Annotated in this window: 10 protein-coding genes; 7 read left to right on the top strand and 3 right to left on the bottom strand. The window is 62.8% G+C overall.

Going from position 1 to position 12,921, the window contains the following annotated elements; translation table 11 throughout:
- Positions 1 to 82 precede the first annotated feature (82 nt).
- From QM996_RS17750 to QM996_RS17740, 3 genes are all read left to right on the top strand, one after another.
- Positions 83 to 526, top strand: coding sequence for a MarR family winged helix-turn-helix transcriptional regulator (locus QM996_RS17750; protein WP_483500753.1), 444 nt, complete (start codon positions 83 to 85; stop codon positions 524 to 526).
- A gap of 289 nt (positions 527 to 815) precedes the next feature.
- Entirely contained in the window at positions 816 to 2,207 is a 1,392-nt protein-coding gene (locus QM996_RS17745) for a M20/M25/M40 family metallo-hydrolase (RefSeq protein WP_500268553.1), read from the top strand.
- A gap of 476 nt (positions 2,208 to 2,683) precedes the next feature.
- Positions 2,684 to 3,643: a lysylphosphatidylglycerol synthase transmembrane domain-containing protein gene (locus QM996_RS17740; RefSeq protein WP_500268552.1), complete on the top strand. Its 960-nt coding sequence runs from the start codon at positions 2,684 to 2,686 to the stop codon at positions 3,641 to 3,643.
- A 24-nt stretch (positions 3,644 to 3,667) separates the two neighbouring features.
- Here the strand turns inward: QM996_RS17740 and QM996_RS17735 are convergent, their stop codons facing one another.
- A complete protein-coding gene (locus QM996_RS17735; protein WP_500268551.1) occupies positions 3,668 to 4,156 on the bottom strand; it encodes a hypothetical protein in 489 nt (162 codons plus the stop codon).
- A 577-nt stretch (positions 4,157 to 4,733) separates the two neighbouring features.
- Between QM996_RS17735 and QM996_RS17730 the strand changes: the two genes are divergently transcribed.
- The 4 genes from QM996_RS17730 (at position 4,734) to dnaJ (ending at position 11,180) form a co-directional block, all read left to right on the top strand.
- Positions 4,734 to 5,084: a hypothetical protein gene (locus QM996_RS17730; RefSeq protein ID WP_500268550.1), complete on the top strand. Its 351-nt coding sequence runs from the start codon at positions 4,734 to 4,736 to the stop codon at positions 5,082 to 5,084.
- A gap of 262 nt (positions 5,085 to 5,346) precedes the next feature.
- Positions 5,347 to 7,611 carry a transglycosylase domain-containing protein gene (locus tag QM996_RS17725; protein ID WP_500268549.1) on the top strand — a complete coding sequence of 755 codons (2,265 nt, stop codon included), beginning with the start codon at positions 5,347 to 5,349 and terminating at the stop codon, positions 7,609 to 7,611.
- 262 nt (positions 7,612 to 7,873) lie between these two features.
- Positions 7,874 to 9,796 carry an Hsp70 family protein gene (gene dnaK / locus QM996_RS17720; protein WP_500268548.1) on the top strand — a complete coding sequence of 641 codons (1,923 nt, stop codon included), beginning with the start codon at positions 7,874 to 7,876 and terminating at the stop codon, positions 9,794 to 9,796.
- Between the two features lie 253 nt (positions 9,797 to 10,049).
- On the top strand, positions 10,050 to 11,180 hold the full coding sequence (gene dnaJ, locus QM996_RS17715; RefSeq protein WP_500268547.1) for a molecular chaperone DnaJ: 1,131 nt from the start codon (positions 10,050 to 10,052) through the stop codon (positions 11,178 to 11,180).
- 63 nt (positions 11,181 to 11,243) lie between these two features.
- Here the strand turns inward: dnaJ and QM996_RS17710 are convergent, their stop codons facing one another.
- Together QM996_RS17710 and QM996_RS17705 are read right to left on the bottom strand one after the other, a co-directional pair.
- Complete coding sequence (locus QM996_RS17710) at positions 11,244 to 12,131, bottom strand: DUF2182 domain-containing protein (RefSeq protein ID WP_500268546.1); 888 nt, start codon at positions 12,129 to 12,131, stop codon at positions 11,244 to 11,246.
- 5 nt (positions 12,132 to 12,136) lie between these two features.
- On the bottom strand, positions 12,137 to 12,772 hold the full coding sequence (locus tag QM996_RS17705; RefSeq protein ID WP_500268545.1) for a DUF1326 domain-containing protein: 636 nt from the start codon (positions 12,770 to 12,772) through the stop codon (positions 12,137 to 12,139).
- Positions 12,773 to 12,921: the final 149 nt, after the last annotated feature.

The raw sequence follows: 12,921 nt of genomic DNA, 5'->3' as shown, positions 1-12,921 counted from the left end.
AGTCAATTAAGGGAGACATGTAGTAGGGTTCATCGCCTGCATTGTAACTTGTCTTCAGGGCGCTTCGAGCGTACCGATAGGCATGGCCTTCAATCGGATGGAATCTGCGACCTATCTGGCCAGCCTGCTGGCGAAGAGCTTTTCGCGCGCCCTGCACGAGCGCGGCCAGAAGCTCGGGTTCGCGCCGGGACAGTTTCCCATTCTGCTGGAGCTTTGGGCCGAAGAAGGCCTGACGCAGAAGCAACTGCTTGATCGCCTCGACATCGAACAGGCGACGATGGCCAACACGCTCTCCCGCATGGAGCGCGACGGGCTCATCGTCCGCCGCAAGCATCCGCAGGACAAGCGCTCGCAGCAGATCTTCCTGACCGAGCGGGCGAAGGAGATGGAGGCAGCGGCCAAGGAAGCAGCCCTTGCCGCCGACCAGTCGCTGCTCTCCGGCCTCAGAAACTTCGAGCGCGAACTGATGCTCGAATATATGCGCATGGCGCTTGCCAACGTGGCGCGCGGCGACGGCCGCGCCTGACGCCTCGCACCGCCCCTGATCGATCCATCAAAATATTTGGCTTAAAGAGGATGGCCTTAGGCTCTAAACCAGAGCGCGCGCCTCCGGTGACTTTGCGCGCCTGAAGGCGCAGCGTCGAATGCCCGCCGGTCGCTGTAGAAGTTTGATTTACTGCATGTCTTTGTCCTTAAATCGAAGTCGATTAAAGGAGACCATGCAGGAGAACGTCGCCCGCGTGATTTCGTGCGCAAATCGATTTCGATTTGGCGATTCATGCAGTAGGTTCCGGCCAAACGAAGCAAGGATATGCATGATGGCAGATATCACCCCCGTTCTCGAACGCGCAGACGCCAACCTGCCGAAGAGCCTCGACCGGCTTTTCGATCTCGTTCGGATCAAGTCGATCTCGACCGACCCGGCCTTCAAGGCGGAATGCCGCAAGGCAGCCGAATGGCTGGTGGCGGAACTCAACAGCCTCGGCTTCACCGCCTCGGTGCGCGACACCCCCGGCCATCCCATGGTCGTCGCCCATCACGATGGCTCCAAGCCGGATGCGCCGCACGTGCTGTTCTACGGCCACTACGACGTCCAGCCGGTCGACCCGCTCAATCTCTGGGACACGGATCCTTTCGAGCCGGGCATCAAGGAAATCGAACCCGGCCGCAAGGTGATCACCGGCCGCGGCACGGCTGACGACAAGGGCCAGCTCTTGACCTTCGTCGAGGCAGTGCGCGCCTATAAGGACGTGCATGGCGGCCTGCCCTGCCGCGTCACCATTCTGTTCGAAGGCGAAGAGGAATCCGGCTCGCCGTCGCTGAAGCCCTTCCTCGAAGCCAATGCCGCCGAACTCAAGGCCGACTATGCGCTAGTCTGCGACACCAGCATGTGGGACCGCGAGACGCCGGCCATTTCCGCGGGCCTGCGCGGCCTCGTTGGCGAAGAAGTCATCATCAAGGCGGCCGACCGCGACCTGCATTCCGGTTACTTCGGCGGTGCCGCCGCCAACCCGATCCGCATCCTAACCACCATTCTCGCCGGCCTTCACGACGAGAACAGCCGCGTGACACTCCCCGGCTTCTACGAAGGCGTCGAAGAGACCCCGGCTGAGATCAAGGCTGCCTGGGAAACGCTCGGCCAGACGGCGGAGAAATTCCTCGGCGAAATCGGCCTCGCGATCCCGTCGGGCGAAAAGAACCGCTCGGTGCTGGAACTGACCTGGGCGCGCCCGACGGCGGAAGTCAATGGCATCACCGGCGGCTATACAGGCGAAGGCTTCAAGACGGTGATTGCGGCAGAGGCTTCGGCGAAGGTTTCCTTCCGCCTCGTCGGCAACCAGAACCCGGAAAAGATCCGCGAGGCGTTCCGCGCCTATGTCCGCTCCAAGGTTCCGGCCGATTGCTCGGTCGAGTTCCACGCCCATGGCGGTTCGCCGGCCATCCACCTGCCCTACGAATCGCCGCTGCTCAACACGGCGAAGGTGGCTCTTTCCGACGAATGGCCGAAGCCGGCCGTCATCATCGGCATGGGCGGCTCGATCCCGATCGTCGGCGACTTCCAGAAGATGCTCGGCATGGAATCGCTGCTGGTCGGCTTCGGCCTTTCCGACGACCGCATCCATTCGCCGAACGAGAAGTACGAGCTGCAGTCCTACCACAAGGGCATTCGTTCCTGGATCCGCATCCTGGACGCGCTGGCAGCCTGAGACGGTCAGGGCGGGATCGCAAATGTGCGCGGATTTCCGCCCGCACCCGCTCAACCGACTTGAACCAGGGCCGCGGCGAAACGACCCGCCGCGGCCTCATCGATAGGGTTGCGCACCCGCGACGATGCAGCCCCCACGGGCAATCCGTCTGCCGATGCGCTCGTGTTGCTATTCGATTGCCGTCCCGCCCGCGTTTTACCGTTTCCCCTTCACCGTTTCCGGGCGGTTTCTCCGTTTTCGGCGGGCCCTCAATCCTTGACCTCAGGGGTCTCAGGTGCTTCCTTTTTGTGAAACAAATCACAAAGGGAAATCGGATCGTTGGCAAGGGTAAGGACCGAAGCGTCGCGCTGCGGACGTGACGCTATGACGAAGCGGCTAAAACAGAATGTCTCCGCTTGGAGAACCACTCCGGCAGCCGCAACAGAAGCGTCCTCAGAACGCCTTGCCCAGGTCCTCACACCAATCGCGGCAGCGGTATGAAGAGGCTGCAAACCTATTTCTGGCCCGTTGTCGGCCTTCTCGCGATCCTCTTTTCGGTGAATGCTCTTTATCACGAGCTTCGCGGCCTTTCGCTCGACGAGTTCATCGCGAGCTTCAACGCCATTTCGTTCAGGAGCTGGCTGTTGGCGATCGCCTCGACGCTGGTCGCCTATGCGGCGCTTGCGGCCTACGACCGATTGGCGCTCGACCATCTCGGTCACCGCATCTCGATCTGGTTCATTACGCTCTGCTCGTTCACGACCTACGCACTTTCGCACAATCTCGGTGCATCGGTCTTTTCCGGCGCCGTCGTGCGCTACCGGGCCTATCGCTCCAAGGGGCTTTCTCCGGGTGAAGTCGGCGTGCTCGTCGCCTTCTGCTCCTTCACCTTCACGCTCGGCACGCTGGTGCTTTCCGCCATCGTCCTCCTGGTGCGGCCCGACATCATCGAACGCTTCGCCGAGTTCCTGCCGGTGGAAATGTCGCTGACGACCGGCGTGCTCATTCTCGTCGTCATCGGGCTCTATGTCATCGGCAGCCTCGTCGGGCTTCCATCGTTCCGGACGCGCTGGTTCCAGCTTCACTACCCGAAGCCGAAGATCGTCTTCCGGCAATTGGTGATCGCGCCCGTGGAACTGATCGGCGCTGCCGGCATCATCTATTTCGCGCTGCCGGAAACCGGAAACCCGGGTTATGTCGTCATCCTCGGCATCTTCCTCGCCTCGTTTTCGGCGGCGCTGCTCTCGCATGCGCCGGGCGGGATCGGCGTACTCGAACTGGTCTTCATCGCCGCGCTGCCGGAGATGGATCCGGCTGACGTTCTCGCCGCCCTTGCGATCTTCCGCCTGCTCTACCTGGTCATCCCCTTCGTCCTGGCGTTGGTGGTGATCCTCGTCTTCGAGCGGGCGCGCTTCGTGGCACAACGCCCTCCCCCTGGAGGGGCCGACCTTCCCTAGCGAGGACGGACGCCTTTCCGTGCTTCAGGGCGCATTGCAGACGGCCGGCAGCGCCTGCTCGAGCGGCCCCCTCACTTCCTCAAGCCGCGCCGCCTCGATCTGGTAGGGCGTGAAGGGCGGCACTTGCAGCGAGGGGTTGATGATGCGCGTAACATAGCAGCCGGCGAAGAACCGGACCCGTGCGCGCTTCTCGATGGATTTCACCGCAACCGGGACGGCGGAATAGATGCTGCCGGCACCGGCTTCGGTCTTCACCTTGCCGATCCTTACCTCGACCGACACGGTGCGATCATAGCCGCGGGTGAAGGACTTGAAGCCGCCGACGGGCTTCGATTCGCCGAAATAGCCGTAGGCGCGGGCATATTCCTTGCGGTTGATGGCGTTGTAGAGAGAGCGGACGAGGGTTGCCCCATCGGAGCGATCGTCGATATAGGCGACGTCGTCTTGCGCCAAGGCCTCGCCGTTCATCGCTGCGAATGCGCCGAGCGCGAGGACGGTGGATCGAAGCTGCATGGCAACCCTCCTTTGTCGTGCGATAGCCAAGCACAACAATAAGGCGAAGCCATAGCAGGATTCGCCGCCTGCCGGTTTCCTTAAATCGTCTCCACGCCGATGCCCGCGAGAACCCGCCGCGGCGCCCATGCCGCACGACAGATGCGACATGCGGGGAAACACGACTGCATTCGAGACATGAAAAGAGCCCCGTGTGGGAGGAGGTACACGGGGCTCTCGAACTTGATCGGCGACTGGGAGGAGGAGTGTCACCGATCCGCATCGGGCGCCGCGGGAGGAGGTGCAGCGCTTCGATAAGTCATATAATAATCATGCATCGCAGCAATTTCAAGTCATTATTTTTGCATTGCACAAAATCGTGAAGGCGAGCGCACTTGGTGCGATCTCGAACTCCTTCACCCGCGCCCGAGACGCGGATTCCCGCGCTAAAGACCGATGCTCGAAAGCCAAGCTTGGCGCGGTAACCGGCTGGAAACTACAACCCTTGATGGCCTTTTACTTTCCCTTCAGCTTTTCGGATATACGACTCTCAATAAGCTAAATGTATATTTTACTCTCATTAATTGCAGGATTTCAGATGAAATTGTTGCTCCAGATCCCCACCGCAATCATCGTCGTCCTGATCCTCGCGACCTGGGTTGCCAGCCTGCGCCTCGTGGTGCTGCCGCCGGGCTCCCTCAAGCTGAGGGCGATGACAGCGCTCGTTTATCAGGGACACGGCTACCGCCTGGTCGACAGCCCGCGCGCCATGTGCGGCCGGCAGGCCTATCCCGCGAAGGATTGCGAGGAAGTGGCGACAAACCATCTGGGCAAACGGGTCCTGCTTCAGCTTCCCTACAGCCAATGGCTCTACGACTTTACCGCGCCCGATGCTGCGGGACCGAGCGTGGCAGTCGAAGATACGCCGCTGCGTACCTCGATCCAGTAACCGCGACCCTATTTGGCGCGTCAACATAATGGGGGCGCGCGTCACCGCTACGATCCGGCGCACCGCCTGAACGCAAGTTGTTGAAGACCATGCGTATTTCACGTTCCGCTTCTTAACTCCCCCTTAAATTGCCGTATTTAAAGTTCACCCGGTCGCCGTGGCGGATGGGCGCAGAGTGCCGGTACCGCCGTCGAGATCGAAGTCACCGTCGCGGTTGAGCCAAGCGGCCCCCGCGGACGGCAGAGGGACAAATCCAAACGGCATGGCAACAAACGGCAGGTCAGGACAGCGGATCGAGCCATCGTTCGGCGGAAACGAGGACGACGATGACGATTTTCGCGTCGAGGCCAGCGATCGCGTGACCCGCAGCCGCAAGGCGTCCCGCAGCAAATCGTCGGGCAGCAGCAAGAAGGGCAACGGCAAGAAGAAGGCAGCCGGCAAGCGCGGCAGCGCACGGCGCTCCTCCGGCGGCGGCGGCTTCATCGGCCTTGTCCGCACGCTCTTCTACTGGTGCATCGTGCTCGGCATCTGGGGCGCCATGGGCGTCGGCGGCCTCGTGCTCTACTACGGCGCGCGCATGCCGAGCGCCGACAGCTGGTCGATCCCCGAACGGCCACCGAACGTCAAGATCCTTGCGGTCAGCGGCGACGTCATCGCCAATCGCGGCACCACCGGCGGCGAAGCGCTGTCGCTCGAAAACATGTCGCCCTATATCCCCCAGGCCGTCATCGCCATCGAGGACCGTCGCTTCTATTCGCATTTCGGCATCGATCCGCTGGGGCTCGCCCGCGCCATGCTGACGAACCTCACCACCGGCCGCATGGCGCAGGGCGGCTCGACCCTGACGCAGCAGCTTGCCAAGAACCTCTTCCTTTCGCCGGAGCGCACGCTCGAGCGCAAGGTGCAGGAAGTGCTGCTCGCCTTCTGGCTCGAGCAGAAATATTCCAAGGACCAGATTCTGGCGATGTATCTCAACCGGGTGTTCTTCGGCTCCAACGCCTATGGCGTCGAAGCGGCCTCGCGGCGCTACTTCAACAAGTCGGCGCGCGACGTGAACCTCGGCGAGGCCGCCTTGCTGGCCGGCCTGCTCAAGGCCCCCTCCCGCCTATCGCCGGCCCGCGACCCTAAGGCGGCGGAAGAGCGCGCCCAGGTCGTTCTCGGCGCCATGCGCGAGGAAGGCTACGTCACCGACAGCGAGATCAAGACGGCGATGTCGCAGACACCGACCAAGGCGAAGAGCTACTGGTCGGGCGCCGAACACTATGTCGCCGACATGGTGATGGACCAGCTTCCCGGCATGATCGGCGAGATCAAGGAAGATCTCGTCATCGACACGACGATCGACCTCGACCTCGAAAAGAAGGCCGAGGAGGTGATCGGCGCCACGCTTGATGCCGACGGCAAGAAGCTCGACGCTTCGCAGGCGGCGCTCGTCTCGATCGATGGCACCGGCGCCATCCGGGCGCTCGTCGGCGGCAAGGACTATGCCGAGAGCCAGTTCGACCGCGCCTCCAGGGCGAAGCGGCAGCCGGGCTCGGCCTTCAAGCCGTTCGTTTATGCCGCCGCGATGGAAATCGGCCGCACGCCGATGTCGATCCGCAATGACGGTCCGGTCCGTATCGGCAACTGGACGCCAGAGAATTACGACCAGAAATATCGCGGCGAGGTGACGCTCGCCGATGCGCTCGCCAATTCGCTGAACACCATCGCCGCGCAATTGGTGATGGAGGTCGGGCCGCAGAACGTCGTCAAGGTCGCCCATCGCCTCGGCATCGATTCCGAGATGCAGGCCAACGCCTCGATCGCGCTCGGCACATCCGAAGTCAGCCTCGTCGAGCTGACGTCGGCCTATGCGCCCTTCATGAATGGCGGCTTCAAGGCGACGCCGCATGTCATCCGCCGCATCTCCAAAGCGGACGGCACGGTGCTTTACGAGAATACCTACGACAACCCGCCGCGCGTGCTCGACCCGGCAATCGTCAGCGAAATGAACCAGATGATGGTCAGGGTGCTGACCAAAGGCACCGGCAAGAAGGCGCAGCTCAAGGGCTGGGAGGCGGCCGGCAAGACCGGCACGACGCAATCCTTCCGTGACGCGCTGTTCGTCGGCTACACCTCGAACCTCACGACCGGCGTCTGGTTCGGCAACGACGACGGCAAGTCGATGAAGAAGGTCACCGGCGGCGGCCTGCCGGCCAAGGCCTGGCACGATTTCATGATGGCGGCCCACGAAGGCCTCTCGCCCTCGCCGCTCTTCGGCACGACCGGCGTGCAGCCGGTCTTCGATGAAAGCGTGGGCGCACCGGCCAGCGACTTGGTCTCGGGCGATCCGGAAGCGTTTCCGGAAGCACCCGTTGGGGTCGATGGCGCCGTCGCGGTCGGCCAGCGTCCCGTGGACCAGGGCGGCGCATGGGGCGGCCAGAGCGCGGACGAGAGCAATGGCGGTCTCGTACCGCCGGCCGATGTCGGCCAGGCGACGGGTGCCACGCGCCGCACGACCCTCTTTGACATTTTGACCGGCGGTTGAGCCGGCGCGCGACCGGCGCCACAAGCGTGTGACTGGCGGCTTTCTCGCCGGCGGCGGATGGCCCATTTCCAGCTAGGCAAATCCCGCACTTGCATTTGCCCCCAAACGCCCCGCAGAATGCCTTGCAGTCCGAAACGCCGGTCCTTATATACGCCGCATCGGCGCAGTCTCGGCTGCGAAGAAATCCAGAGACCATCCCGTTAGGGGCTGTCTTACGAATGCCTGACCGGGTTCCGACAGTCCGCTGCAAGGAGAGAACGACATGGCTAAAGTTATTGGTATTGACCTGGGAACGACCAACTCCTGCGTCGCCGTCATGGACGGAAAAGATGCGAAGGTGATCGAAAACGCCGAGGGTGCGCGCACGACCCCCTCGATGGTGGCATTCAGCGACGACGGCGAACGTCTCGTCGGCCAGCCGGCCAAGCGCCAGGCCGTCACCAATCCGGAAAATACGCTTTTTGCGATCAAGCGCCTGATCGGCCGGACCTTCCAGGACCCGACCACGCAAAAAGACAAGGGCATGGTTCCTTACAAGATCATCAAGGCCGACAATGGCGATGCCTGGGTCGAAGCGCACGGCAAGGATTATTCGCCGTCGCAGATCTCCGCCATGATCCTCCAGAAGATGAAGGAAACGGCCGAATCTTATCTCGGTGAAAAGGTCGAAAAGGCCGTCATCACCGTTCCGGCCTACTTCAACGACGCCCAGCGCCAGGCAACCAAGGATGCCGGCAAGATCGCTGGCCTTGAAGTGCTGCGCATCATCAACGAGCCGACCGCGGCAGCGCTGGCCTATGGCCTCGACAAGAAGGACGGCAAGACGATCGCCGTTTACGACCTTGGCGGTGGTACCTTCGACATCTCGGTCCTGGAAATCGGCGACGGCGTCTTCGAAGTGAAGTCGACGAACGGCGACACCTTCCTCGGCGGTGAAGACTTCGACATGCGTCTCGTCGAGTATCTCGCTGGCGAGTTCAAGAAGGAACAGGGCATCGACCTGAAGAACGACAAGCTCGCCCTTCAGCGCCTGAAGGAAGCTGCCGAAAAGGCCAAGATCGAACTGTCCTCGTCGCAGCAGACCGAAATCAACCTGCCGTTCATCACGGCTGACGCTTCCGGTCCGAAGCACCTGACGATGAAGCTGTCGCGCGCCAAGTTCGAAAGCCTCGTCGACGACCTGATCCAGCGCACCGTCGCGCCGTGCAAGGCGGCCCTCAAGGATGCCGGCGTCTCGGCTGCCGAGATCGACGAAGTCGTTCTCGTCGGCGGCATGAGCCGCATGCCGAAGGTTCAGGAAACCGTGAAGCAGCTGTTCGGCAAGGAGCCGCACAAGGGCGTGAACCCGGATGAAGTGGTCGCCATGGGCGCCGCCATCCAGGCCGGCGTTCTGCAGGGCGACGTCAAGGACGTGCTGCTACTCGACGTCACCCCGCTGTCGCTCGGCATTGAAACCCTCGGTGGCGTCTTCACCCGCCTGATCGAGCGCAACACGACGATCCCGACCAAGAAGTCGCAGACCTTCTCGACCGCCGACGACAACCAGTCGGCCGTGACGATCCGCGTCTCCCAGGGTGAACGCGAAATGGCCGCCGACAACAAGCTGCTCGGCCAGTTCGACCTCGTTGGCATTCCGCCGGCACCGCGCGGCATGCCGCAGATCGAAGTCACCTTCGACATCGACGCCAACGGCATCGTGCAGGTTTCGGCCAAGGACAAGGGCACCGGCAAGGAACACCAGATCCGCATCCAGGCGTCTGGCGGTCTTTCCGACGCCGACATTGAGAAGATGGTCAAGGACGCCGAAGCCAATGCCGAGTCCGACAAGAAGCGCCGCGAAGGTGTCGAAGCCAAGAACCAGGCCGAAAGCCTGATCCACTCCAGCGAGAAGTCGCTGAAGGATTACGGCGACAAGGTTTCGGAAACCGACCGCAAGGCGATCTCCGACGCGATTGCCGCGCTGAAGACCGCCGTCGAAGCCTCCGAGCCGGACGCCGAAGACATCAAGGCCAAGACCAATACGCTCATGGAAGTTTCCATGAAGCTCGGCCAGGCGATCTACGAAGCACAGCAGGCTGAGGCGGCGCATGCGGATGCCGCAGCAGACGCTGCCCGCGATGGCGACGTCGTCGATGCCGACTACGAAGAAGTCAACGACGAGGACGACCGGAAGCGTTCGGCCTAAGTCGCCTTCGAACAGACGAAAAGCCCGGGTTCGCCCGGGTTTTTTGTTGCCTGCACAGTCGGGTGCGACGGACAAACATGGCGACAGGTGCCGCGACCCGCTGCAAACATTACTTTTCCGACAAAAAACCGCGTCTACCGCCGTTCGGGCTATGGTATCGCGCTTCAAGGTTTACTAAATCGGTGGCAAGGTAAACGGGCAGCCGCCGAGCCCTCGCGCTGGCACGCCTCGTCAATAGGACAGTCTTCGACGAATGAAACGTGATCTGTACGAAACGCTTGGGGTTGCCAAGAATGCCGATGAGAAGGAGCTGAAGAGCGCCTTCCGCAAACTCGCGATGAAGTATCACCCGGACAAGAACCCCGGCGACGCGGCATCGGAAAAGACCTTCAAGGAAATCAACGAAGCCTACGAGACGCTCAAGGACCCGCAGAAGCGCGCGGCGTACGATCGTTACGGTCATGCGGCCTTCGAGCAGGGTGGCATGGGCAACGGCTTCGGCGGCGGCGGTGCCGGCGGCTTCTCCGACATCTTCGAGGACATCTTCGGCGAGATGATGGGCGGCGGACGCCAGCGGCGCTCATCGGGCGGCCGTGAGCGCGGCGCGGATCTTCGCTACAACATGGAGATCTCGCTCGAAGAAGCCTTTAGCGGCAAGACCGCGCAGATCCGCGTCCCGACTTCGATCACCTGCGACGTCTGCAGCGGCTCCGGCGCCAAGCCCGGCACGAGCCCGAAGACCTGCGGCACCTGTCACGGCTCCGGCCGTGTGCGCGCCGCCCAGGGCTTCTTCTCGATCGAGCGCACCTGCCCCACCTGCGGCGGACGCGGCCAGACGATCACCGATCCCTGCGGCAAGTGCCATGGCCAGGGCCGGGTCACCGAAGAGCGCACGCTCTCGGTCAACATTCCGGCCGGCATCGAGGACGGAACGCGCATCCGTCTCTCCGGCGAGGGCGAGGCAGGGCTTCGCGGCGGACCGGCGGGCGACCTCTACATCTTCCTTTCCGTCAGACCGCATGAATTCTACCAGCGTGATGGCGCCGATCTCTATTGCAGCGTGCCGATCTCGATGACGACGGCAGCCCTTGGCGGCAAATTCGATGTGACGACGCTTGACGGCACCAAGTCGCGCGTCACGGTTCCCGAGGGCACCCAGGCCGGCAAGCAGTTCCGCCTCAAGGGCAAGGGCATGCCGGTGCTGCGCTCGGCCCAGTCCGGCGACCTCTACATCCAGATCCAGATCGAGACGCCGCAGAAGCTGACCAAGCGCCAGCGCGAGCTGCTGCAGGAATTCGAGCAGATCTCGTCCAAGGACAACAATCCGGAATCGACCGGCTTCTTCGCCAGGATGAAGGATTTCTTCGACACGCTGAGCGAATGAGGCGCGCGCCAAGCGTTCCCAAAGCGATCTTGCGCGCCGGAGATGGCGCGCGGCGCCGGGCGCTTACGTCATGGCCGCAAGCTGCCACAGCCCGGCCATGACGAGCCCCACCCCGGCGACACGGGACAAGAGCCGGCCGCCGGGCACGACCTTTTCGGCGAGCACGAAAATGGCGATCGCCGCAATCCACAACACGTTCATCACCCCGCCGACGAATAGAAGCGCCATCAGCGCCCAGCAGCAGCCGACGCAATAGAGGCCGTGCTGCAGCCCGAGGCCGAGGGCAGCGCCTGCCTCGCGGCGAAAACCGCCGTGGCTCTGGATGAAAAGCAGCGGCGCCCGGCATTGCCGGAGGCATCGCTCCTTGAGCGGCGTCCACTGGAACAGGCCGACGACGACCAGGACAACGCCGCTCATCGCCTGGCTGGCGCTCGAAAGCATCGGGGTGAGCAGCAGAGCGTGGTCCAGGAGCCATTGCCCGAGAACGGCAATCAGTGCGAACAGGGTCCAGGCCAGCAGATAGCCGCCAGCGAAGTAGCCGGTCCCGGCGAAGGGCTTTCCCTGCTGGGCCGCCTGGCGGCCGACGCGGGCATAGAGCAGGATCATCGGCGTTGCCGACGGCACCATCATGCCCACCATCATCACGGCCCACATGACAAAGGCGTAGGCGAAGGTCGCCGTGGTCCAGGGACCGGCCGCCGCAGTCGCCATGGACGTCATAGAGCCCTCTTGCGCCTCCGTGGGCATGTTCATCGGCATGTCCATGGGCATATCCATGTCCATGCCAGAACCCATATCCATGCTGCCGGAAGACGCTGGCGCGGTGGCCGTGTCCATGGCCGACGCCAGCCACAGGATGTAGAGCCAACTGACTGCCGTCAACGTGACCAGCGCCACCACGACAATGGCGCGATCGCGTCTGAGCAGAGTTTCGAGCGCCGTATCCCTCATGGGCGTCAGTGGATCACGCCGCTTTCAGTCAGGTGCGTTCTGGCGAAATGGGCGTGCGAGTCCGCGAGCGCCAAAGTCAGCGGCCCCTTCGTGTCGGCCCATCCGCGTCCGACTTCGCAGAGATCATATTCAAAACCCTGCGGGAGATTGATGCGAGCCTGGTGGGCGACACCGGTCACCGGGTTGAGGATCGGCTCGCCGCGCGCGGTGATCCAGCCGGGCACATTCAGCCGTGCCGTACGCCCACTCACATCGACATCGAAGTCGATCTCGGCAAAGACCGGATCGTACATGGTCTCGAAGGTGGTCGCGAAGACCTGGAAGAATGTGGCGCCCGGTTCGGTATCCTCACCGCTCATGATGCGCAGCAGTGCATTGCGCTGCGGCTCCGAGGCGCGGATGTCGATGATCGGCACCACCTGCCCCCGCCCCTCATGGATCGCGCCCGGCCAGGCGGCGATCAGGCCGCAGCGAAGTCCGTCGAGCCGCGTTTCGCCGTGATAGCCTTCCTCGATCTCGAAGGCGCCGATGGCACTGCAATGGCCCTGCGTCGGTCGCGCGTTAAACTGGCAGGGGCAGCCATAGGCACAGTTGCAATGAATGAACTCGCGCCCCTTCATCATCCATCTGACACTCGTCATCGTCTCCTCCCGGGATCTGATCGGTGTTCGTCTCGCGGCTCCCCCGCGAACGGATGCATTTTATTAGATCGCAGAAATATACTCTTCTCCATTGCCAATGCCAACGGAGGCAGGCACGACAGCGCCGCGGATCCGAAGGAACGCGCGGC

It is taken from the genome of Sinorhizobium chiapasense (assembly GCF_045277575.1).
Classification (GTDB): domain Bacteria; phylum Pseudomonadota; class Alphaproteobacteria; order Rhizobiales; family Rhizobiaceae; genus Ensifer; species Ensifer chiapasense_A.
This window is presented reverse-complemented; position numbering and strand designations above follow the sequence as displayed.